20 protein-coding genes are annotated in these 22,707 nt (G+C 72.1%); 8 read left to right on the top strand and 12 right to left on the bottom strand.

The annotated features are described in order from the left end of the window. Positions 1–73 precede the first annotated feature (73 nt). A complete protein-coding gene (locus ABEB12_RS11460) occupies positions 74–973 on the top strand; it encodes a dienelactone hydrolase family protein (RefSeq protein WP_185063014.1) in 900 nt (299 codons plus the stop codon). 63 nt (positions 974–1,036) lie between these two features. On the opposite strand, the gene ABEB12_RS11455 is transcribed toward ABEB12_RS11460, so the two are convergent. The 3 genes from ABEB12_RS11455 to ABEB12_RS11445 all read right to left on the bottom strand — a co-directional run bounded on the left by ABEB12_RS11455 (position 1,037) and on the right by ABEB12_RS11445 (position 7,874). After that, positions 1,037–2,488: a glutamate synthase small subunit gene (locus ABEB12_RS11455; protein ID WP_185061890.1), complete on the bottom strand. Its 1,452-nt coding sequence runs from the start codon at positions 2,486–2,488 to the stop codon at positions 1,037–1,039. After that, positions 2,481–7,040, bottom strand: coding sequence for a glutamate synthase large subunit (gene gltB, locus ABEB12_RS11450; RefSeq protein WP_345702750.1), 4,560 nt, complete (start codon positions 7,038–7,040; stop codon positions 2,481–2,483). The genes ABEB12_RS11455 and gltB overlap by 8 nt, the downstream gene beginning before the upstream one ends. A 429-nt stretch (positions 7,041–7,469) precedes the next feature. After that, on the bottom strand, positions 7,470–7,874 hold the full coding sequence (locus ABEB12_RS11445) for a nuclear transport factor 2 family protein (protein WP_185061892.1): 405 nt from the start codon (positions 7,872–7,874) through the stop codon (positions 7,470–7,472). A gap of 104 nt (positions 7,875–7,978) precedes the next feature. On the opposite strand from ABEB12_RS11445, the gene ABEB12_RS11440 reads away from it, so the two are divergent. Further along, a complete protein-coding gene (locus ABEB12_RS11440; RefSeq protein ID WP_185061894.1) occupies positions 7,979–8,839 on the top strand; it encodes an SCO6745 family protein in 861 nt (286 codons plus the stop codon). Here ABEB12_RS11440 and ABEB12_RS11435 read toward each other — a convergent pair. Continuing rightward, positions 8,786–9,202, bottom strand: a complete 417-nt coding sequence (locus ABEB12_RS11435) for a MerR family transcriptional regulator (RefSeq protein ID WP_185061896.1) — start codon at positions 9,200–9,202, stop codon at positions 8,786–8,788. The two genes, ABEB12_RS11440 and ABEB12_RS11435, sit on opposite strands and share 54 nt — an antisense overlap. A gap of 18 nt (positions 9,203–9,220) precedes the next feature. Continuing rightward, complete coding sequence (locus ABEB12_RS11430) at positions 9,221–10,519, bottom strand: MFS transporter (protein WP_425572238.1); 1,299 nt, start codon at positions 10,517–10,519, stop codon at positions 9,221–9,223. 71 nt (positions 10,520–10,590) lie between these two features. Here ABEB12_RS11430 and ABEB12_RS11425 point away from each other — a divergent pair, with 71 nt between their 5' ends. Beyond that, entirely contained in the window at positions 10,591–11,568 is a 978-nt protein-coding gene (locus ABEB12_RS11425; protein ID WP_345702749.1) for a GlxA family transcriptional regulator, read from the top strand. Position 11,569: 1 nt separating this feature from the next. On the opposite strand, the gene ABEB12_RS11420 is transcribed toward ABEB12_RS11425, so the two are convergent. Next, entirely contained in the window at positions 11,570–12,490 is a 921-nt protein-coding gene (locus ABEB12_RS11420) for an alpha/beta hydrolase fold domain-containing protein (protein WP_185061900.1), read from the bottom strand. A 9-nt stretch (positions 12,491–12,499) separates the two neighbouring features. Further along, complete coding sequence (locus tag ABEB12_RS11415) at positions 12,500–13,162, bottom strand: TetR/AcrR family transcriptional regulator (protein ID WP_345702748.1); 663 nt, start codon at positions 13,160–13,162, stop codon at positions 12,500–12,502. Between the two features lie 58 nt (positions 13,163–13,220). On the opposite strand from ABEB12_RS11415, the gene ABEB12_RS11410 reads away from it, so the two are divergent. Then, the gene (locus ABEB12_RS11410) at positions 13,221–14,432 is read left to right on the top strand and encodes a cytochrome P450 (RefSeq protein ID WP_185061902.1); all 1,212 of its coding nucleotides are present in this window, start codon (positions 13,221–13,223) and stop codon (positions 14,430–14,432) included. 200 nt (positions 14,433–14,632) lie between these two features. Continuing rightward, a complete protein-coding gene (locus ABEB12_RS11405; protein WP_185061904.1) occupies positions 14,633–15,427 on the top strand; it encodes a mechanosensitive ion channel family protein in 795 nt (264 codons plus the stop codon). Here the strand turns inward: ABEB12_RS11405 and ABEB12_RS11400 are convergent. Genes ABEB12_RS11400 through ABEB12_RS11385 form a run of 4 tightly spaced genes read right to left on the bottom strand, consistent with a single transcriptional unit; the run spans position 15,424 to position 19,631 of the window. Further along, positions 15,424–16,620, bottom strand: a complete 1,197-nt coding sequence (locus ABEB12_RS11400) for an FAD-dependent monooxygenase (RefSeq protein ID WP_185061905.1) — start codon at positions 16,618–16,620, stop codon at positions 15,424–15,426. The genes ABEB12_RS11405 and ABEB12_RS11400 overlap by 4 nt on opposite strands. Positions 16,621–16,661: 41 nt before the next feature. After that, a complete protein-coding gene (locus ABEB12_RS11395) occupies positions 16,662–17,276 on the bottom strand; it encodes a TetR family transcriptional regulator (RefSeq protein ID WP_185061906.1) in 615 nt (204 codons plus the stop codon). Then, on the bottom strand, positions 17,273–18,211 hold the full coding sequence (locus ABEB12_RS11390; RefSeq protein ID WP_185061909.1) for a dihydrodipicolinate synthase family protein: 939 nt from the start codon (positions 18,209–18,211) through the stop codon (positions 17,273–17,275). The genes ABEB12_RS11395 and ABEB12_RS11390 overlap by 4 nt, the downstream gene beginning before the upstream one ends. Beyond that, positions 18,204–19,631, bottom strand: coding sequence for a sialate:H+ symport family MFS transporter (locus tag ABEB12_RS11385; RefSeq protein ID WP_185061912.1), 1,428 nt, complete (start codon positions 19,629–19,631; stop codon positions 18,204–18,206). Before ABEB12_RS11385 ends, ABEB12_RS11390 begins: the two co-directional genes overlap by 8 nt. A 76-nt stretch (positions 19,632–19,707) precedes the next feature. Here ABEB12_RS11385 and ABEB12_RS11380 point away from each other — a divergent pair, with 76 nt between their 5' ends. The 3 genes from ABEB12_RS11380 to ABEB12_RS11370 are packed head-to-tail and all read left to right on the top strand — an operon-like array spanning position 19,708 to position 22,095. After that, entirely contained in the window at positions 19,708–20,658 is a 951-nt protein-coding gene (locus ABEB12_RS11380; protein WP_185061914.1) for a dihydrodipicolinate synthase family protein, read from the top strand. An 11-nt stretch (positions 20,659–20,669) separates the two neighbouring features. Continuing rightward, the gene (locus tag ABEB12_RS11375; protein ID WP_345702747.1) at positions 20,670–21,374 is read left to right on the top strand and encodes a FadR/GntR family transcriptional regulator; all 705 of its coding nucleotides are present in this window, start codon (positions 20,670–20,672) and stop codon (positions 21,372–21,374) included. Between the two features lie 34 nt (positions 21,375–21,408). After that, on the top strand, positions 21,409–22,095 hold the full coding sequence (locus ABEB12_RS11370; protein WP_185061918.1) for a hypothetical protein: 687 nt from the start codon (positions 21,409–21,411) through the stop codon (positions 22,093–22,095). Here ABEB12_RS11370 and ABEB12_RS11365 read toward each other — a convergent pair. Further along, positions 22,089–22,682 carry a dihydrofolate reductase family protein gene (locus tag ABEB12_RS11365; RefSeq protein ID WP_185061919.1) on the bottom strand — a complete coding sequence of 198 codons (594 nt, stop codon included), beginning with the start codon at positions 22,680–22,682 and terminating at the stop codon, positions 22,089–22,091. The genes ABEB12_RS11370 and ABEB12_RS11365 overlap by 7 nt on opposite strands. Between the last annotated feature and the right edge of the window lie 25 nt (positions 22,683–22,707).

Genomic DNA, 22,707 nt, shown 5'->3' with positions numbered 1-22,707 from the left:
CCTTGGCGGGCCGGGGCGGTGACGGAGGGGGTAGGCCGGACGACCGCCGGCGGCTAGATTCGGCGGCGTGGCGATGCGGGACTACCTGGCCGGCGAGATTGCCGAGGACTTCTCCGACGGGTTGCTCGGCCGCAGGGAGGCGCTACGGCGACTCGGTCTGCTCGGGCTGAGCGTGGCGGCGGCGAGCTCACTGCTCGCGGCCTGCGCCGAGCCGGCGCCTTCCGCACCGGCGCCACCTGCCCCGCCGACCGGCGCGGCCGCCCCGCCCGGCCGAGGTGCCGGGGTACGACCGGGAGAAGAGGTCCGGTTCGCCGGCCCGGCCGGCGAGCTGCGCGCCGCGTGGGCCGCGCCGGCCGATGGTGCGACCCGCGGCGGTGTGCTGGTGCTGCACGAGAACCGTGGCCTCACCGCGCACTTCTACGACCTGGTCGGCCGGCTCGCCGGGGCCGGGTACGCCGCGCTCTGCGTGGACCTGCTCTCCGCCCAGGGCGGGACCGCCGCGCTCACCGACCCCGCCCAGGCGCCGGCCACGCTGGCCGGCAAACCGGCCCCGGCGCTGGTCGGGGACCTGCGCGCGGGCCTGGACGAGCTGGCCCGCCGGGTGCCGGGACACAAGCTCGGCGCCCTCGGGTTCTGCTTTGGCGGCGGCCTCACCTGGCAGCTGCTGCAGGCCGGGGAGACCCGTCTGGCCGTCGCGATCCCGTGCTACGGCCCGGCGCCCGACCAGCCCGACTTCAGCCGGGCCAAGACCACCGCCGTGCTGGCCGTCTACGCCGCCCTGGACGCCCGGGTGAACGCCAGCCGGGAGCGCGCGGAGAACGCCCTGCGCGCCGCCGGCCTGACCTACCAGGTGCGCACCTTCGACGGCGCCGACCACGCCTTCTTCAACGACACCGGCGCCCGCTACAACGCCACCGCCGCCCAGCAGGCCTATGACGCCTGGCTGGACTGGTTCGGCCGCTACCTGCGCTGACGCGCCCGTGAGTGGCGAGTAGCGCTATAGCGTCACTCGCCACTCACGGGGTCTGACGGAACGTCAGACCATAGGCCGATCGGTGGGGACGATCGGAGCCGGCAGCACATCCCGCCCGGTGAGGAACTTGTCCACCCCGGCGGCGGCGGCGCGGCCTTCGGCGATGGCCCAGACGATCAGCGACTGGCCCCGGCCCATGTCGCCGGCGCTGAACACGCCGGGGACGTTGGTCATGAAGGACTCGTCGCGGGCCACGTTGCCCCGGGCGTCGTACTCCACGCCGAGGCCCTCGAGCAGCTTGCCCTTCTCCGGGCCGACGAAGCCCATGGCCAGGAAGGCCAGGTCGCAGGGCAGCTCCCGCTCGGTGCCCGGCACCGGCACGAACTTGCCGCCCTCCATGGCCACCTCGGACAGCCGCAGCGCCCGCACCTGGCCTTCGTCGTTGCCGACGAACTCGGTGGTGCTCACGGCGTAGATCCGGTCGCCGCCCTCCTCGTGCGCCGAGGACACCCGGTAGATCATCGGGTAGGTGGGCCAGGGGTGCGCCGCCGAGCGGTGCTCGGGCGGCATCGGCATGATCTCCAGCTGGGTCACCGAGGCCGCGCCCTGACGGTGCGCGGTGCCCAGGCAGTCGGCCCCGGTGTCACCGCCGCCGATGATCACCACGTGCTTGTCCTCGGCGTGGATCGGGGACCGCTCCAGGTCGCCCTCCTGCACCCGGTTGGCCGGCGGCAGGTACTCCATGGCCTGGTAGATGCCGGTCAGCTCGCGCCCGGGCACCGGCAGGTCCCGCCAGGCGGTCGCCCCGCCCGCCAGGACCACCGCGTCGTACTCCGCGCGCAGGTCCTCGGTGCTGAGGTCCACGCCGACCTCCACGTTCGGCCGGAACACGGTGCCCTCGGCCCGCATCTGCTCCAGCCGCCGGTCCAGCCGGTGCTTGGCCATCTTGAACTCGGGGATGCCGTAGCGGAGCAGGCCGCCGATCCGGTCCGCCCGCTCGAACACCACCACGTCGTGGCCGACCCGGGTGAGCTGCTGGGCGGCGGCCAGCCCGGCCGGGCCGGAGCCCACCACCGCGACCCGCTTGCCGGTCCGGATCTCCGGCGGCCTCGGCCGCACCCAGCCCTCGTCCCAGGCCCGGTCGATGATCTCGATCTCCACCTGCTTGATGGTGACCGGGTCGTCGTTGATCCCCAGCACACAGGCCGCCTCGCAGGGCGCGGGGCAGAGCGTGCCGGTGAACTCCGGGAAGTTGTTCGTGGCGTGCAGCCGCTCGATGGCGTCCACCCAGTCCTTGCGCCAGACCAGGGTGTTCCACTCCGGGATCAGGTTGCCCAGCGGGCAGCCCTGGTGGCAGAACGGGATGCCGCAGTCCATACACCGGCTGGCCTGCGACTCCAGCTTCTCCTTGCCGAAGTCCTCGTAGACCTCGCGCCAGTCCATCAGGCGCAGGTCCACCGGCCGCCGCGTGGGACCTTCGCGACGGACGTTCATGAAGCCCTTGGGGTCAGCCATGAGCGGCCTCCATGATCGCTTCGTTGATGTCGCGGCCGTCCCGCTCGGCGGCGGCCTGCGCGGCGAGGACCCGCTTGTAGTCCTTGGGCATGATCTTGCTGAACCGCCCGAGCGACGTGTCCCAGTCGGTGAGCAGGGCGTGGGCCACCGCGGACCCGGTCTCCGCGTGGTGCCGGTTGACCACGTCGGCGAGGAAGGCCTGGTCCTGCTCGGACAGCGGGTCCAGGTCCACCATCTCGTGGTTGACCCGGCCCACGTTGAGGTCGAGCACGTACGCGATGCCACCGGACATGCCGGCCGCGAAGTTGCGCCCGGTCGGCCCGAGCACCACGACCCGGCCACCGGTCATGTACTCGCAGCCGTGGTCACCGACGCCCTCGACGACGGCCAGCGCGCCGGAGTTGCGCACGCAGAACCGCTCGCCCACCTTGCCCCGGATGAACAGCTCGCCCGAGGTGGCCCCGTAGAGGATCACGTTCCCGGCGATGATGTTCTGCTCGGCGACGAACTGGGAACCCGGGTGCGGGCGCACGGTGATCCGCCCGCCGGACAGGCCCTTGCCCACGTAGTCGTTGGCGTCGCCGACCAGCCGCAGGGTGATGCCGCTCGGCAGGAACGCGCCGAACGACTGCCCGGCGGTGCCGTTCAGGGTGATGTCGATGGTGTCGTCGGGCAAGCCCTTGCCACCCCACCGCTTGGTCAGGTGGTGGCCCAGCATGGTGCCCACGGTCCGGTTCACGTTGCGCACCGGCAGGTCCAGCCGCACCGGCTGACCATCGGCCAGTGCGCCCTCGGCCAGCTGGATCAGCGTGTTGTCGAGCGCCTTGTCCAACCCGTGGTCCTGCTCCCGGATGCAGTGCCGGGCGGTTTCCTCGGCCTCAGCGGGCACGTGCAGGATCGGCGTCAGGTCCAGCCCGGAGGCCTTCCAGTGCGCGATGGCCGGCCGGGTGTCCAGCACCTCGGTACGCCCGACCGCCTCGGCGATGCTGCGGAATCCGAGCTCGGCCAGGTACTCCCGCACCTCCTGCGCGACGAACTCCATGAAGTTCACCACGTAGTCGGCCTTGCCGCTGAACTTGGCCCGCAGCCTGGGGTTTTGCGTGGCCACGCCGACCGGACAGGTATCCAGGTGGCAGACCCGCATCATGATGCAGCCCGAGACCACCAGCGGGGCGGTGGCGAAGCCGAACTCCTCGGCCCCGAGCAGCGCCGCGATCACCACGTCGCGGCCGGTCTTCAGCTGGCCGTCGGCCTGCACCACGATCCGGTCGCGCAGCTTGTTGGCGATCAGCGTCTGCTGGGTCTCGGCCAGGCCCAGCTCCCACGGGGTACCGGCGTGCTTGATCGAGGACAGCGGGGACGCGCCCGTGCCGCCGTCGTGCCCGGAGATCAGCACCACGTCGGAGTAGGCCTTCGCCACGCCGGCCGCGACCGTGCCGACGCCCACCTCGGACACCAGCTTCACGTGCACCCGCGCCCGGGGGTTGGCGTTCTTCAGGTCGTGGATGAGCTGCTTGATGTCCTCGATGGAGTAGATGTCGTGGTGCGGCGGCGGGGAGATCAGCCCGACGCCCGGCGTGGAGTGCCGGGTGGCCGCGATCCACGGGTACACCTTGGTGCCCGGCAGCTGGCCGCCCTCACCGGGCTTCGCGCCCTGCGAGATCTTGATCTGCAGGTCGTCGGCGTTGACCAGGTACTCGCTGGTCACGCCGAACCGCCCGGAGGCCACCTGCTTGATCGACGAGCGGCGGGAGTCGCCGTTCGGGTCCGGGGTGAACCGGTCGGAGTCCTCGCCGCCCTCACCGGTGTTGGACTTGCCGCCCAACCGGTTCATGGCGATGGCCAGGGTCTGGTGCATCTCCTGGGAGATCGACCCGTAGGAGATGGCGCCGGTGGCGAACCGCTTCACGATCTCCGAAACCGGCTCGACCTCGTCGATCGGCACCGGCTCCCGCACGCCCTCCTTGAAGGCGAACAACCCGCGCAGGGTGAGCAGCCGCTTGGTCTGGTCGTCGACCAGCTTGGTGTACTCCTTGAACACCTCGTACCGCCCGGAGCGGGTGGAGTGCTGCAGCTTGAACACCGTGGCCGGGTTGAACAGGTGCGGCTCGCCGTCGCGGCGCCACTGGTAGTCGCCGCCGGTGGCCAGGTCCCGGTGCGCGGCGTGCACGCCGTCGGCGGGGAAGGCCTTGCGGTGGCTGACGGCGACCTCGTCGGCCAGGGTGTCGAAGCCGACCCCGCCCAGCCGGGAGGTGGTCCCGGTGAAGCAGGTGTCGATGACCTCGGCGCCCAGGCCGATGGCCTCGAAGATCTGCGCACCGGTGTAGGAGGCGACGGTGGACACGCCCATCTTGGACATGGTCTTGCGCACGCCCTTGCCCAGCGCCTTGATCAGGTTCCGGGTGGCCGTCTTGGCGTCGACGTCGCCGAGGATGCCCCGCTCGGCCATGTCCTCCACGGTGGCCATGGCCAGGTACGGGTTGACCGCGGCCGCGCCGTACCCGATCAGCAGCGCGATGTGGTGCACCTCGCGGGCGTCGGCGGCCTCCACCACCAGGCCAACCTGGGTGCGCGTCTTCTGCCGCACCAGGTGGTGGTGCACCGCGCCGGTGAGCAGCAGCGACGGGATCGGCGCGTGCTCCGCGTCCACCCCCCGGTTGGACAGCACGACCAGCCGCGCGCCGTCCTCGACCGCCTCGGCGATCTCTACGCAGATCTGGTTCAGCCGCCGGCGCAGCTCCGCGCCGCCGCCGTGCACCTTGTAGACGCCGCGCACGGTGACCGACTGGTAGTCGGGCTGCGAGCCGTCGTCGTCGATGTGCACGATCTTGGCCAGCTCGTCGTTGTCCAGCACCGGGAACGGCAGGATGATCCGGTGACAGGAGTCCGCGTGCGCCTCCAGCAGGTTCGGCTCCGCGCCGACCTGCGCCTGCAGCGAGGTGACCAGCTCCTCCCGGATCGCGTCCAGCGGCGGGTTGGTGACCTGCGCGAACAGCTGGGTGAAGTAGTCGAACATCGGCCGGGGGCCCTCGGAGAACGGGGCCAGCGGGGCGTCGTTGCCCATCGAGCCGATCGGCTCGGCGCCGGTGACCGCCATCGGTGCGAGCAGCACCTCCAGCTCTTCCTGGGTGTACCCGATGGCCTGCTGCCGGCGCACCAGCGAGGCGTGCGAGAACACCTCGCGCTCCCGCTCGGGCAGGTCGCCCAGCTTGATGACGGCCCGGTCGACCCACTCGGCGTAGGGGTGCTCGGCGGCCAGCTGGCCCTTGATCTCGTCGTCGTCCACGATCCGGCCGGCGTTCAGGTCGGCCAGGAACATCCGGCCCGGCTCCAGCCGGCCCTTGCGCACCACGGTGGTCGGGTCGATGTCCAGCACGCCGACCTCGCTGGCCAGCACGACCAGGCCGTCCTCGGTCACCCAGTAGCGGGCCGGGCGCAGGCCGTTGCGGTCCAGCACCGCGCCGATCACCGAACCGTCGGTGAACGCGACCAGCGCCGGCCCGTCCCACGGCTCCATCAGCGTGGAGTGGAACTGGTAGAAGGCCCGGCGGGCCGGGTCCATCTCGGCGTGGTTCTCCCAGGCCTCCGGGATCATCATCAGCACCGCGTGCGGCATGGACCGCCCGCCCAGGTGCAGCAGCTCGAGCACCTCGTCGAACGAGGCGGAGTCGCTGGCGTCCTCGGTGACGATGGGGAACAGCCGGTTCAGGTCACCGGGAATGAGGTCGGTGGCCAGCTGGCTCTCCCGCGCGCGCATCCAGTTGCGGTTGCCCCGCACGGTGTTGATCTCGCCGTTGTGCGCCACCATCCGGTACGGGTGGGCCAGCGGCCAGGCCGGGAAGGTGTTCGTGGAGAACCGGGAGTGCACCAGGCCCAGCGAGCTGGTCACCCGCTCGTCGGAGAGGTCCGGGTAGAGCGTGGCCAGCTGCTCCTCGGTGAGCATGCCCTTGTAGACGATGGTGCGCCCGGAAAGGCTGGGGAAGTAGACGCCGGCCTCGCGCTCGGCGCGCCGGCGCACGCAGTAGACCAGCCGCTCCAGCTCGAGGCCGGACTCGCCGCCGGGGCCGGCGATGAACAGCTGCCGGAACCGGGGCATCACCGCGCGCGCCGTCTCGCCGACGCCCTCCGGGTTCACCGGCACCTCGCGCCAGCCGAGCAGCCGCATGCCCTCGTCGGCGACGATCTCGTCGATGCGGGCGATCGCGCCGGCCTCGGCCTCGTCGTCGTCCGGCAGGAACGCGGTACCCGCCGCGTAGCTGCCCGCCTCGGGAAGCTCGAACTCCACGACCCCGCGGAAGAACTCGTCCGGCAGCTGGATCAGGATCCCGGCGCCGTCACCGACGTCCGGCTCGGCGCCCCGGGCGCCTCGATGCTCCAGGTTCCGCAGCGCGGTGAGTGCCTTTTGCACGATGTCGTGATCACGCCGGCCGGCCAGGTCGGCGACGAACGCGACGCCACATGCGTCATGCTCGTAGGCCGGGTCGTACAGGCCCTCTGCCGGATGTCCAGCGTGTCGACGGTTCGCCCCCTTGGGCAGGTCGGTAGCAGTCACGGGCACCTCTCGTCGTCTTGAACCAGGCCGGGTCGCTGCTCGCTCGGCATGTGGAGCCGGGGCGAGACAGGCGCGACCTCGTAGGCGGCGGCGGTACGCAAAGGCCTGGAAAGTCCGGTTGACCAGCCGAATTCCCCGGGCCACGCAGCGGCCGATAGCGTAACCTTTTGACGCGCCGAATGTGTGGTGAGAGAACCGACAGCACTGGGTGCTGGGTGCCCCCTAACCTAGAAGAGGGAGCATTTCCCCAGGTCAATCATCCTATTGCGAGTTCAAACCAGTTAGAACAATCACTAACTGTGGCCCTCGGGAAGACGGCTGGGGAGCTGTTAGGGGACCCGGTTCACTCAGCGGCGTTGCCCGTCCAAAGAAACTGTCAAGTCTCGGTTGAGGGGCTTGCGGGTGGCCCGTTCGGGTGATGCCCGCCGCTCAGTCCAGCTTGGGGGCGTCGATCATGGACTGCGGGTCGTAGTAGAACAGCCGCATCTCGGCGATCCGGCCGTCGCGCACCGTGGACTGCTCGGCGAAATGGGTCAGCTCGCCCGTGCCGAGGTCGGGAATGCCGAGCACCGCGATGACCCGCTCGCCGTCCGCGACGTAGTAGTGCACGGTGACCCTGCTCAGGTCCAGGAACTGGGCGATCTTGCCGAACAGCTCCGCGAACTCCTGCTTGCCCCGGTAGACCCCGCCGTAGGGCAGGAACTCCGGCTCGTGGACCACGATGTCGTCGGCCAGCACCTCCAGGGCGCCCGGCAGGTCGCCGGAGATGGCCGCGTCGTACAGGCCCCGCACGACGGCGCGGTTGCGTTCGGTGAGGTCGGTGGCGCTGGTCATGGCGTTCCTCCTGATGAAGTCGTCGCTCACTCCAGTAATGGAGTGCATACCACGAACGCCCGTGCGCCGCGCGCGATCGGTGATCGCGCGGTAGCGTCCGCTGCGTGGACGCCACGCTGATCCGCCGCCTCGCGCGCGGCCTCGAACCGATCCACGCGATGGTCTACTTCGCGCCGGAGGCCGAACGGGAGTACACCCGGGCCGGGCTGAAACCGGGCCGGATGGGCTACTTCGCCAGCCGCTCCGCGCCGATGGGGGCGGTGTCCGCCGGGGTGGTCGCGGCGACGTTCTACAACTTCAACCCGGAGCAGGTCGCCCGGCACGTGCCGGCCGCTTGGTCGCTGGCCGAACCGGCGAGCCTGTTGTCGGCCCGGATGGCGGCCGCCGACACCGCGCTGCGGCGACTGCTCGGCGACGAGGCGCTGGCGTCCCCGGAGCTGGCCGAGGCCGCCGAGCTGGCCAGGCGGGCGGCCCTGGCCTGCCGGCCCGAGGGGCGCCCGCTGGCCGCCGGCCACCTGGAGCAGGACTGGCCGGCCGAGCCGCACCTAATGCTCTGGCACGCGGCGTCCATCCTGCGCGAGTACCGGGGCGACGGGCACGTGTCCGCGCTGGTCGGCGCCGGCCTCACCGGCCTGCAGGCGCTGATCACCCACACCGCGAGCGGCCGGGGCTTCCTGGTGGCGTTCGCGCTGGCCAGCCGGGGGTGGAGCGAGCGGCAGTGGGACGACGCCTCGGCCGAGCTGCGCGACCTCGGCCTACTGGACCACGCCGGCACGCTCACCGAGCGGGGCAACGAGCTGCGGGAGCGGCTGGAGGCCGACACCGACCGGTCCGCCACCCAGCCCTGGAAGGCCCTCGGCGAGGCGGACTCCGCGCGCCTGGCCGAGCTCGCCACCGGCCTGTCCCGGGCGCTAGTGGCCGCCGGCTGCTTCCCGGCCGAGGGGGTCTTCGCCCCCCGGCGCTGAGCCGATCCTCGCCCGCACCGCGCCCAGGTACTCGGCAATGGCGTCCCGGTTGCGGGTGAGGAACCGGATGCGCCTGGTCATCCGGTCCCGCTCCTGTTCCAGGGTTTCCAGCATCTCCGGCGTGGCGTCGGCGATGTGTATGGCCCGGGGCTGGTCCAGGCAGGGCAGGATCTGCTTGATGATCCGGGTGGGCAGGCCCGAGTCGAGCAGCCCCCGGATCTGCATGACCCGGTCCACGTCGGACGGCGCGTAGTCGCGGTAGCCGTTGGCGCAGCGCACCGAGACGATCAGCCCCTGCTCCTCGTAGTAGCGCAGCAGGCGGCGGGACGTGTCGGTGCGCTCGGCCAGTTCGCCGATTCGCATGTGGCCGAGGCTAGGGCGTCAGGGGGCGCGCCGCCGAGTGGCCGAGGCGACCACCAGCATGGACAGCCCGCCGGCCAGGATGGACAGCACGCCGCCGCCGTACCACGCCAGGTCGTAGCTGCCCAGCCGGTCCCGGACCACACCGGCCACGAACGCGGCCAGGGCCGCACCGACCTGGTGCGAGGCGAAGACCCAGCCGAACACCACCGGCGCCACGTCACCGAAGATCATCCGGCACAGCGCCAGGGTCGGGGGCACGGTGGCCACCCAGTCCAGCCCGTAGAAGATCACGAAGGCCAGCATGTTGGGCTTGAGCTCGGGGCCGAACAGCGGCGGCAGCATCAGCAGGGAGACCCCGCGCAGCACGTAGTAGACCAGCAGCAGGTAGCGGGAGTCGAAGCGGTCGGTGAGCCAGCCCGAGGCCACCGTTCCGACGATGTCGAAGATGCCCACCACGGCGAGCAGGCCGGCCGCCACCGTGTGCGGCATTCCGTGGTCGTGGGCCGCCGGCACGAAGTGCGGCTGGATCAACCCGGCCGTGGTCGCCCCACAGATCATGAAGCCGCCGGCCAGGAACCAGAACGAGCGCACCCGGGCCGCGTCCCGCAGCGCGCGCAGGGCCAGCCGGGCCGCCCCCCGGCGGACCACCGCGGGCTCGTCGGCCTCGGTGCCGCCGTAAGGGGCGGCACCGACGTCGCTGGGGCGGTCCCGGAGCAGCCAGGCGACCAGCGGCACCACCGCCAGCGCCGCCCCGGCAACGCCCAGTGCGGCCGCCCGCCAGCCGTACTGCCCGGAAACCACGGCGACCAGCGGGAGGAACACCAGCTGGCCGGCCGCGCCACCGGCGGTGAGCACCCCGGAAACCAGGCCCCGGCGGGCCACGAACCACCGGCCGGTCACCGTGGCGACCAGAGACATGGCCATCGAGCCGGTGCCCAGCCCGACCAGCAGGCCCCAGCAGAACACCAGCTGCCAGGAGGCGGTCATGAACACGGTCAGCCCGCTGCCGGCGGCCACCACGGTGAGCGCGACGACCACCACTCGCCGCACCCCGAACCGCTCCATCAGCGCCGCCGCGAACGGCGAGGTGAGGCCGTACAGCGCCATGTTCACCGCGACCGCCGAGGAGATCGTGCCGACCGACCAGCCGAACTCGGCGTGCAGCGGGTCGATGAGCAGGCCGGGCACCGCACGGAACGCGGCCGCGCCGACCAGTGCGAGGAAGGTGACGACAGCGACCCACCAGGCCGGGTGTATGCGACGGGCCGGGCGGGATGGTTCGGGCACGGGGGAGCGGGCGACGTCGAGTTCGGTCACGGCATCCAGCTTGCGTCCCGGCCGGCCACTTCGGTAGTGGCCGAAAGGACAATATGTGCAAGAATTCGGCCATGGCTGTCCCGGAAGCACCCGAACCGCACCGGGTGGCGGTACTGGCGCTGCCCAGCGTGGTGTCCTTCGAGCTGGGCCTGCCGCACAAGTTCATCGGCGGTGCCACGGACGCCCAGGGCCGGCGCCTGTACCAGGTGGAGACCTGCACGCTGGACGGCCGCCCGGTGCCCACCTCGGCCGGCTACCACGCCGCGCCGGAGCACGACGCGTCCATCCTGTGGCGGGCGGACACCGTGGTGCTGCCGGGCATCCAGGCCGGCCGCGCGCTGGCGGCGGGGGAGCTGGAACCGGACCTGGCCGCGGCGATCGGCGAGCTGGCCGGGCGGGCCCGGCTGGTGTCCATCTGCACCAGCGCGTTCGTGCTGGCCGCCGCCGGGCTGCTGGACGGCCAGCGGGCCACCACGCACTGGCTGCACAGCGGGGCGTTCCGGCGGTTGTTCCCCCGGGTGGTGTTCGACCCGGACGTGCTGTTCGTGGACAACGGTGACGTCCTCACCTCGGCCGGCAACGCCGCCGGCATCGACCTGTGCCTGCACCTGGTGCGGCGCGACCACGGCGCCGAGGTGGCGGCCCGGGTGGCCCGGCGCAGCGTGGTGTCCCCGTTCCGCGAGGGCGGCCAGTCCCAGTTCGTGGAGCAGCCGCTGCCCGAGGTGGCCGAGTCGGGCACCGGCCCGACCCGGGCTTGGGCGCTCGGCCGGCTGGACGAGCCGCTGTCCCTGACCGAGCTGGCCGAACACGCCCGGATGAGCGTGCGCACGTTCACCCGGCGGTTCCGCGCGGAGACCGGCCAGAGCCCCGCGCAGTGGTTGCTGCGGCAACGGCTGTCCCGGGCGCGGGCCATGCTGGAGTCCACCGACCTGCCGGTGGAGCGGGTGGCCACGGCCGCCGGGTTCGGCACCACCGCGTCGATGCGCCAGCATCTGCATGCCGCCATCGGGGTCGCGCCGCTGGCCTATCGCCGGACCTTCAGAGGCTGACTCAGGGGAGCAGCTCGGCCACCGCATCCAGCACCTGGGTAACCTGGCGCCCGGCCGCGTCCACCACGCCGAAGAAGCCGAAGTACCCGTGGATCAGGCCGGCGGCCGGCAGGTGCGTCACCCGCACACCGGCCTCGGCCAGCCGCCCCGCGTACTCGTCGCCGTCGTCGCGCAGCGGGTCGAACTCGGCGGTGGTGACCACCGTGGGCGGCAGCCCGGCCAGCTTGGCGTTGAGCAGGTCGACGGCCGGGTCGGCCCGGTGCTCCTCCGGCAGGTAGAGATCGAAGAACCAGCCCATGTCCCGGCCGGTGAGGAAGTAGCCCTCGCCGTTCTCCCGGACCGAGGGCCGGCTCATCGTGGGGTCGGTGGCCGGGTAGATGAGCAGCTGGGCGGCCAGCTCCGGGCCGCCGGCGTCCCGCGCCCGCAGTGCCGCCCCGGCGGCCAGGCTGGCGCCCGCGCTGTCCCCGGCCACCACGTGCGGCCGGCCGGGGAACACGTCGGCGGTCCAGGCCAGTGCGGCCAGGGTGTCCTCGAGTGCCGCCGGGAACGGGTGCTCCGGGGCCAGCCGGTAGTCCACCGAGACCACGGTGGCACCCAGCCCGTTGGCCACCCGGCGGGTGACCGGGTCGTGCGTGTCCAGGTCCCCGAGCACCCAGCCGCCGCCGTGCAGGTAGGTGACCACCCGGCCGAGGTCCTCGGTCGGGGTGAAGATCCGGACGGGCAGCGGCCCGCCGGGCCCGGGGATGGTCCGGTCCTCGACCGAGCCGATCGGCTCCGGGCGGTAGCCTTCGCCGCCGCGCCGGGCCATGGACAGCTGCCGGTAGTGCGCCCGGCTCTCCTGGGCGGTTCCCTTGGCGAGCGGGATGGCCCCCGCCGCGATCAGTTGGTCCAGCATGGCGCGGAACTGGGGATCTAGGGGCACCCGCTGACGCTACCCCGACACCGCCCGGCCCGTCGGCTGGAAATCGGGACCTCGACCCTCCGGGGCGCCAACTGCCGCGGTCAGCATGGCGACCAGGTTGGCCACGAACTCGCGGTGTTCCAGCAGGACCGGCAGTTCGTCGTCGATCCGCCTGGCCCGGTCGGCGAGCGCGGCGGTGAGCATGGTGATCACCAGCGCGACCCGCTCCACCGCGAGGGGCTCGGGCAGCCGGGCGCGCACCGCCCGCTCCAACAGCTCGAGCTGGGCGGCCAGTGCGGTGCCGACCAGCGGGTCGGGCACCGACCCGGTCCGCGTACCGGCCTGGCCGGCCAGCTGGGCGATGATCCGCAGGAAGTCGCGGCCCTCCTCGGTGACCAGCTCCTCCGCCACCGGCTCCACCACGGCGGCCAGCGCCTCGGGCAGCCCGGGTGAGGGACCCAGCGCGTCCAGGGCCGGCTTGCGCTGCTCCTCCATGGCCCGCACGTGCCGGTCCAGGATCTCCACCAGCAGCCCCTGCCGGGACCCGAAGTGGTACTGCACGGCGGAGTCGTTGCTCTGACCGGCGGCCCGGACGATGTCCCTGGTCAACGCCCCGTGCACGCCGTCGCGGGCGAGCAGGCGCGCCCCGGCGCGGAGCAGCCGCTCCCTGGTGCTTGTCCCGTCCCTCGGCATCGGGTAATACTAACGGAGCCCGTTACTAACGCCAGCCGTTAAATCGAGGGGCGGCCCGATGACCTACGACCCGTTCGACCCGGAGTTCCAGCGGGATCCCTACCCGGTCTACCGGGCCATGCGGGACCACGACCCGGCACACCGCCACACCGACCCGCCGTTCTGGGCGCTGACCAGGTTCGACGACGTATGGCAGGCGGTGCGCGACCACGAGACGTTCTCCTCGGCGCGCGGCCTCACGTTCTACCCGGACGAGATCGGCACGCTGGGCCTGGCGCCGACGATCGTGATGCTCGACCCGCCCCGGCACGGCCAGCTCCGTGCGCTGATCAGCAAGGGGCTCACCGCGCGGCGGGTGGCCGACCTGGAGGGGTTGATCCGCCGGTTCGCCCGGCACCGGCTGGACCAGATGGCCCGCAAGGCGGCCGACTGCGAGCCGGTGGACCTGCACCGGGACTTCTCCTCGCCGCTGCCGACCTTCGTGCTGGCCCATCTGCTGGGCGTTCCGGAGGCCGAACGGGCCCGGTTCGACCCGTGGGTGGCCGCCCTGGTCGGGCTGCAGGACAACGGGTTCCGGTTCGCCGAGGGAGCCGCCGTCGACGCCGTCGCGGAGATGTTCGGCTACTTCTCCGACGTCATCGCCGCCCGGCGCCGGGAACCGGAGGACGACCTGATCAGCGCGTTGACCGGCGTCGATGGACTCTCCGACTGGGACATCCTGGGCTTCTGCTTCGTGATGGTCGCCGGCGGGAACGACACCACGGGGAACCTGGTCTCGCACGGCGTGCAACTGCTGGACGGCGACCATGCGCAGCGCGAGGTACTTTGCGCCCGGCCGGAGCTGATCCCCGGGGCACTGATCGAGTTCCTCCGCCTGGAGAGCTCGGTGCAGGCGCTGGCCCGCACCACGACCCGCCCGGTCACCCTGCACGGCGAGCGGATCCCTGCGGGGGAGAAGGTGCTGATGGTCTACGGCGCGGCCAACCGGGACGAGCGGGAGTTCGGTCCCACCGCCGACCGGCTGGACGTCACCCGGGAGATCCGCCGCCAGTTGGCCTTCTCCAGCGGTCCGCACTTCTGCGTCGGTTCCCACCTGGCCCGGCTGCAGGCCCGCGTGGCGTTCGAGGAGCTGCTCGCCGCCCAGCCGGAGATCGGCGTGGACGCGGCGCGAGGCGCCCGGCTGCCCTCGCCGTTCACTCGGGGTTGGCGGACGCTGCCGGCGACCGGGGTCCGCCCGGCCCGCACCGCTCGGTCGAGGGCCGGGGCTTAAAGAGAGGGCTCGGTGAACAACAATGTTCGCTGGTCAGCGCGATGATTGCACAGTGAAATTACTCGAGCACTCTGCGTGATTCAGCGTAGTTCCTTTGGGGGAATCCGGTTCCGCCAGGTGATCATCGGGTACTCGAATTGCAGTGCACGATCTCCGCACGTCGGACGGCGGCGGACGGGTAGCGGGAGGAGAGAGTAGCGATGCCCCAGTGGCTGCAAGACGGCGTGGCCTCAGTGGTCAAGTTCGTCCCACAACTAGCGCTCTTCCTGGTCATCCTGGTGGTGGGATGGCTGGTCGCGAAGGTGCTCCGGAAGGTCGTCGACAAGATCCTCGAGCGGGTCGGTTTCGACCGCGCGGTGGAGCGCGGCGGTATCGGACGGGCCATGAGCGGAAGCAAGTACGACCCGAGTGACCTCGCGGCGTTGCTCGTCTACTACGCGGTGCTGCTGTTCACGCTGCAGCTGGCGTTCGGCGTGTTCGGGCCGAACGCGGTGTCGGAGCTGATCACCGGCATCATCGCCTTCCTGCCCAAGCTGTTCATCGCCCTGCTCATCGTGGTGATCGGCGCGGCCATCGCCGGCGCGGTGGCCGACCTGATCCGCGGCGCCATGGGCGGCCTGAGCAGCGGCCGGGTCATGGCCGTGGTGGCCCAGGTGGCCATCATCGGGCTGGCCGTGATCGCCGCGCTGAACCAGATGGGCATCGCGGTCACCGTGACCCTGCCGGTGCTGATCACCGTGCTGGCCACGGTCGGCGGCATCGCCATCGTGGGCATCGGCGGCGGTCTGATCGTGCCGATGCGGCAGCGTTGGGATCGCTGGCTGGTGGCCGCCGAGCAGGAGGCCGCGCGGGCCCGGGCGCACCAGAAGGACCCGGACACCGGCCCGGTGCCGGCCCAGCAGGCCGCGCCTCCGCCCGCTCCGCCGTCGCAGCGCGCGGAGGAGCCGACCGGGGTCACCAACGAGACGACCAGCCACTCGCCGGCGACCTACTAACCAGAGAGAGGGACGGGAACCGGCGGCCGGGTGTTGAGCAGCTTGCGGATCGGCCCCAGCGCCGCCCGCACGGGCAACACCCTGGTCGCCGTGTCCCGCACCACCGGCAACCACCACCCTTCACCGAACACCAGCCGGGCCAGCTGGCGGGAGTTGCGCTGCGCCGCCTCCACGCGGGGGCGCTGCGCCCGCTCGTAGGCCCGCAACGCCTCCGGCACCCGCTCGCGGGGTATCCCGCGCAGGTGTCCGGCCAGCATCCACGCCGACTCCATCGCCATGCAGGCGCCGATGCCCGCCGTGGGCAGGAAGCCGGCGGCGGCGTCGCCGAGCAGCGCCACCCGCCCCACCGACCAGTCCGCCGCCCGGCGGTCCACCAGGTCCCACCGGTAGCCCGCACCGAGGGTGGTCTCCGCCAGCACCCGCTCCAGGTGCCCGCCGGGCCGGCGCAGCCGGGACCGGATCCAGCCGGTCAGCCGCTCCGGTCCCTGGTCGATCCGCGCGCGGGGCGCGCAGACGATCACGCCCAGCGCGTCCCGCACCGGGTAGGTGCCGATGAAGAACCCGTCTCCCCACAGCTCTTCGCCGAGATCGGCGAACTCCGGGTCCGGGTCCAGCCAGTTCACCCAGGAGCTCCAGCCGGTGTCGAACTCCTGTACGCGCTCTTCCGGCAACACCATGGCCCGGGTAGCCGAGTGCATTCCGTCCGCCGCGACGACCAGGTCGAACTCGACCGCCTCCCCGTGGTCGGCCAGCGCCGCCCGCACGACCGCCCCGTCCTGGTCGATCACGCGGGGCACGATCCGGTGGCCGACCGGCCCGCCGGCCGCGCCGAGCACGTCCAGCAGTGCGCCTCGGCTCAGACCTCGGTAGTCGCCGAAACGGTCCAGCAGCTCGCCCATCGGGTACTCCCGCGCCGGCCGGCCCGCGCGGTCCCGGATCCGGTAGCGGCGCAGCGGAACACTGCGCTCGACGTAGGTGTCGGTGACTCCGAGGTCGGCGAGCACCGGGTCCACCAGCGGCATCATGGCCAGCATGTAGCCGGTGCCCGCGTCCGGCGCGGAGCGGTCCACCACCACCGGGTGCAAGCCGGCGCGCCGCAGCAGCCCGGCCAGCGTCCGGCCGGCCACGCCGGCGCCCACCACCAGCACCCGCAACGAGTCGGCGCGTACCGCGTCGAGCTGTTCGGTCAGCATGTCGGCGAGGGTAACACGCGTGTGGACCACCTGGTCCACACCTATGTGGCGAGAATTCTCCGGAGGGTCTTGAACTGTGCTTCGGCCAATTCGGCCAGGCTTTCCGGGGGCAGTTCGTCGAGGTGCCGCACGGCCCATTTGTCCATCGCCCACAGGGCGCCGAGAGTGATCTCCGCCTGCAACGACGCGGGCAGGTCGGTGCGTACCTCGCCACACGACCGCCCGGCGGCCAGCAGGGCCTCCAACCACCGGTTGATCCGCGCCACCGCCCGGCGGACGGGGGAGTCATCGCTGGTCGGCAGGTCCGGAAGGTAGAAGATCCGGCCGATGTCCGCGAACCGGGGGTCCCGTTCGGCCAGTCCCAGCAGGCGGCCGAACAGCTGCTCCACCTCCGGCCAGAAGGCGGCCCCGGCCAGGCCTTCGGGTTCCGGCACACCCGCCCGGTCGACCAGCGCGCCACCCAGGTCCGCGACCACCGCCTCGAACAGCGCTTCTTTCGAGGCGAAGTAGTAGTAGAACGAGCTCTTGCTCATTCCGCACGCGCCGATGACGCGATTCAACGAGGCGGCCGCATAACCGAATTCCGCGAACTCGCGAGCGGCGGTGTCCAGCAACGGCCGGAGGCGCTCGGCGGGCAGCGCGGCGGGTCGGGTCACCCGGCGACGATAGCGGCGTCCAGCCCGACCTCGCGGAGGATCTCCGCGATGGTCTTGATCTCGGCCTCGTCCAGCGGCAGCAGCGGCTGGTTGGTGCGGCCGTGCGCGATCATTCCCCGCGCCGCCATCGCCGCCTTGAACGCACCGAGCGCCCCGGCGGTGGACCCGATCCGGCCCCGGTCGGCGACCTCGGTGATGGTGAACAGCTGAGCCAACCGGTCCTGCTCGGCCGTGGCCTCGGCCAGCCGGCCCGCCGAGGCGGCCTGGTAGAGGCGCAGGTAGCCGTGCGGGTCGACGTTGCCCAGCCCGGGCACGATGCCGGCCGCGCCCAGCCGCACGGCCAGGTCGGCGAACAGCTCGGAGCCGGTGAGGATGGGAAACTCCGGCAGCCGGCGCAGGTTCTCCCGGAAGTTGCTCAGGTCCCCGCTGGAGTCCTTCAGGCCGACCACGAAACCGGCCTCGGCGATCGCCTCGACCACGTCCGGGGTGAGCCGCACGGACACCGCCGGCGGGATGTCGTAGGCGACCAGGGGCAGGTCGACCGCGGCGTGCACCAGCCGGAAGTGCTCGACGATCTCGTCGGCGTGCGGCCGCACGTAGAACGGCGCGGTCACCACCGCCGCGTCGGCGCCGAGCGCCGCCGCCCGCCTGGCCTGCTCGACCACCCGCCGGGTGCCGGTGTCGATGGCGCCCACCAGCACCGGGACCGCCCCGGCCACCTCGGCCACCGCGATCTCCACCACGGTCCGCCGCTGCCCGTCGTCCAGCAGGGCGATCTCCCCGCTGGACCCGCCGAGGAACACCCCGTGCACCCCGGCTTCCAGCTGGTAGCCGATCAGGCGGCGCAGCGAGTCGCGGTCCACCTCCCCGGTCTCGTCCAGGGGCGTGACCAGCGGCGGGATGACCCCGCGCAGGCGGGCGGACAGGTCAGGCATGGGTGCTCCGATTCTCCAGGGGTTCGGGGTCGGCGCCGAGGGCGCGCCCGATCCGCGCCGGCAGGTCGAAGCCGATGATCAGGGCGACGACCACGGTGAGGGTGATGGCGAGCAGCGCCAGCGAGGCGCCGAGGCTGCCGATCCGGTCGGCGATCGCCGAACCGGCCAGCGGCGCCACCGCGCCGCCCAGCGCGCCCACGTTGTAGCTGAAGCCGAGCCCGGCCGCGCGCAGCCGGGTGGGGAAGTGCTCGCCGATGTACTTGGGCAGCAGTCCCGAGATGCCCTGGCTGGTGGCCAGCATGCCGAACAGCAGCACCCAGAGCAGCACCACGTTGCCCTCGGGCAGCGCGAACACCGGGTAGACGAACCCCAGCGACACGAACAGCCCGATGACGTAGGTGCGCCGGGTTCCCCACCGGTCGGCGACCACGCCGGCGAGGCAGCTGCCCGCCGCATAGCCGAGCCCGGCCCAGGTGAGCGCGGTGGTCACCTGCACGTCCTGGTAGCCGACCTCGGTCTTCAGGTAGGTGGGCAGCAGCGACTGGATGGGCCAGGAGTACAGGAACGCGCAGAAGACGGTGACCATGATGGCCAACATCACCGGCCACAGCCGCTCGGCCACCTGCACGGCGAACACCACGAACCCGGCCAGCGCGAGCACGATCAGCAACGGCGTGAACCCGCCGCCGCTCTGGCTGAAGATCAGCACCAGCACCGCGGAGAGGGCGGCCGCGAGCAGCGCGTTGGGTATCCGCCGACGCGGCCCGAACAGCGTCGACGACGTGCTGACGTCCTTGCGCGAGCCGACCTCGGCCTGCCACTCCTCCGCCTCGGGCAGCGTCCGGCGCAGGTACAGGGTCAGGGCGATGGGCAGGATGCCGGCGTAGAACAGCCAGCGCCAGCCGGCGTTCGGCACGATGGCCAGGTAGGCCAGCGCGGCGACCACCGTGCCGATCGGGTAGGCGGAGAGCAGGAAGCCGGTGGCCCGGTTGCGCATGTTCTTCGGCCAGGACTCCATCACGTAGGTGGCACTGGAGCCGTACTCGCCGGCCATGCCGATGCCCACCACCGCCCGGAACACGAACATCGACCAGTAGTCCCAGGCGAACCCGCACAGCGCGCTGCCCACCGCGAAACACGCGATGGCCAGGATCATCGCCGGCTTGCGCCCGAACCGGTCGGCGATCGCCCCGAGCACCAGGCCGCCCAGCCAGCGGGTCACGAAGGCCGCCGAGACCAGGGTGGCGGCATGCGTCCGGGTGAGGCCGAACTCGGCGGCGATCTGGGTGAGCACCAGGGTGATCAGGACGAAGTCGAACCCGTCCAGCAGGTACCCCAGCCAGGCCGCGAAGAACGCCTTGCGCTGCTGGCCGGACAGCTGCCGGAAGGACCGGGGGGCGGGTTCGGCGCTCGCTGCCATGGCCGTGGCCTTTCGCTTCGATCAGACATAGGATGTCCTATGTCCAGATACGCAAGATAGGAAACGAAGCCGGCGAATGCAACCCTTGACCGTGGCCCAGCTGCGCGGGACCTGGGCCAGCGTGCTGCTGCCCATCGGTACCGACGACGCCATCGACATGGCCCGGCTGGAGCGCGCCCTGGACCAGATGCTCGGCTCCGGCCTCCACGGCATCTACACCAACGGCACGGCCGGCGAGTTCCACACGCTCTCCGACGCCGAGTACGACGCGCTGCACGAGCTGGTCGCCGGCCGGTGCACCGACGCCGGGATGGCGTACCAGCTCGGCGCCGGCCACCCCAGCGGCCAGCTCTCGCTGTCCCGGATCCGCCGCGCGGCGGCGCTGCGGCCGGGTGCCATCCAGGTGGTGCTGCCGGACTGGCTGCCCCTGCGCGACGACGAGGCGGTGGACGCGCTGGCCCGGATGGCCGAGGTGGCCGGGGACGTCCCGCTGGTGCTCTACAACCCGCCGTACGCGAAGACCCAGGTCGGACCGGAGCTGTTCGCCCGGCTGGCCGAGCGGGTGCCGGGGCTGACCGGGATCAAGGTGCCGGGCGGCGACCAGCACTGGTACGCCCGGATGGCGGCGGCCCTCGGCGACCGCCTGGCGGTGTTCGTCGCCGGGCACACGCTGGCCAGCGGCCGCCGGCTGGGCGCCGCCGGGTCGTACTCCAACGTCGCCTGCCTCAACCCGGCCGGCGCGGTGCGCTGGTACCGGCTGATGGACGACGACCCGGAGGCCGCGCTGGACCTCGAGTCGCGGCTGCGCCGGTTCCTGGACCGGCACATCGCGCCGCTGGCGGCGGCCGGCTACAGCGACCCGGCGCTGGACAAGACCCTGGCCGCGGTGGGCGGCTGGGCCCCGATCGGCACCCGGCTGCGCTGGCCGTACCGCTGGTTGGACGAGTCGGAGGTACCGGGGCTGCGCCGCGTGGCCCGGCGCGTGGTACCCGAGCTGTTCGAGGAGCCCCCGGCATGCGGCGCATAGACTCCCCGCCCGTGAGCACCCCGGTGAGCAGGGCGGGCGGCGCCAGGGCGAACCAACGGGCGCTGCAGGACGCGATCAAGCGGCTGATCGTGCAGCGCGGCCTCGAGCCCGGCGCGCCGTTGCCCACCGAACCGGAGCTGGCCGAGGAGCTGGGGGTCAGCCGACACCCGCTGCGCGAGGCGATGAAGGCGCTGCAGGCGATCGGGATCGTGGACATCCGGCACGGCTACGGCACCTACGTCGGCTCGGTACCGCTGTCCGGGCTGGAGGCCGGGCTGGCGTTCCGGGGCGCCCTGTCCGTGCGCGGCGACTTCGCCGACATCCGCAACCTGCTCGAGGTCCGCGAGGTGTTGGAGACCGGCCTGGTCGGCCGGGTGCTCGCGGCGCACGACGAGATCGACTTCGGCGCGCTGGAGGAGATCGTCACCGCCATGGAGTCCGAAGCGGCTCGGGGGCAGTGGGCCCCGGAGCGGGACTGGGCGTTCCACGAGACGCTCTATCGGCCGCTGGGCAACGAGCTGGTGCTGGAGCTGCTGGAGGTGTTCTGGCGGGTGTTCAACACGCTGGACGGCCAGCTGCCGGAGGCCCGGCACGGCCCCGAGACCACGGCCGGCTGGCACCGGCGGATCCTGGACGCGCTGCGCTCCCGGGACGAGCCGGCGCTGCGCGCCGCCGTCAACGAGCACTTCGAAGGCATCCGAGCGCGGGTCGGCTGACCGGTCCGCCGGGCGGGCAAGCCACAATGTCCGGGTGCTCACCGCGTCTGTTCCGGACACCGTCAGCCCCCGCGTGGAAGCCCTGATCCGCCGACTGGCCTGGGCCTGGTCGGTGTTCTTCGTGCTCTTCTCCACCGCGCTGCTGGTTCAGCTGGCCCGGGTCGACGCGCTGGCCGGTGGGGCCAAGGCGCGCCGGCTGTTCCCGGCCGACATGCCCACCTGGCTGCACCTGGTGGTGAACCAGCCGCTGGTGCACGTGGTGTCCCGCTCCGGCAACACCGTGGCCGTGCTCGGCCTGCTCACGGTGGCGGTCTGGCTGTCCGCCCGCCGGTGGAACTGGCTGCCGTTGCTGCGGGCCGGCGCCACCCTGGGCCTGGTGTTCGTGGTCATCGTGGTGGGGAAGGGCAAGATCGGCGACGCGCTGAACATCGAGCGGCTGGAGTGGAGCTCCTCGGTGCTCTCCGGCCCGGCCACCACGGTGGCGGCCGTCGGGCTGCTCACCGGCCTCCTGCTCGGCGGCGAGTTCACCGGCGCTACCCGGGTGGCCGTGTGGTTGTTCGCGCTGACCATGATCCTCGCGGTGGCGACCAGCCAGCTCTACCTGAAGCACGACCTGGTGGAGGTCACCGCCAGCCTGCTCTGCGGCGCCGCCATGGTCGCCGTGGTAACCCGACTGATCACCCCCGCCGACGTGGGCACGATCGATCGTTCGGGTCAGTGACGGCCGGCGTGCAGGGTGGGCCGGTAGACGAGCTCCTGGATATCGCCGTCGAGTGTCCGGTGCTCGAGCAGCTCTAGGTCGAAGTCGGCCGCACCCCCGAGGACCGGGTCCGTTCCGGTCCTACCGGTGATCACGGGAAAGATCGTGATCTGGACGCGGTCGACCAGGCCGGCGGCCATCAGCGCCCAGTTCAGCGACAGGCTGCCGTGCGAGCGCAACGGCACCCCGGACTCCTCCTTGAGCCGGGCGACGACCTCGACGGCATCACCGCTCACGACTGTCGCGTCCGGCCAGTCCAGGGGCCCTTCCAGCGTGGACGACACCACCGTGGCCGGCATGCTCCGCATCCGGGTAACCCACGGGTCACGCACCTCGGACTCCTCGGTGCTCGAGGCCAGCATTTGCACGAACTGCCGGAACGTGGTGGCCCCGAAGACCATCCGCTGCTCCGTGTCGAACGAGGCGAGGCGGTGTTCGAGCAGCTCGGGGCCTTGCTTGCCCCAGTAGCCGCCCCAGTCGCCGTCGGCCCCACAGGAGCCATAGCCGTCGAGGCTGGAGAAGATGTCAAAGGTGTAGCTGGCGGTCATGGGGTGCCTCCGGTGGATGGCCGAC

The sequence above is a fragment of the Actinospineispora eucalypti genome (assembly GCF_039543365.1).
In the GTDB taxonomy this organism is placed as follows: Bacteria; Actinomycetota; Actinomycetes; order Mycobacteriales; family Pseudonocardiaceae; genus Pseudonocardia; species Pseudonocardia eucalypti.
Note: the sequence above shows the minus strand (reverse complement) of the source record. Positions and strands in the feature narration are given on the sequence as shown.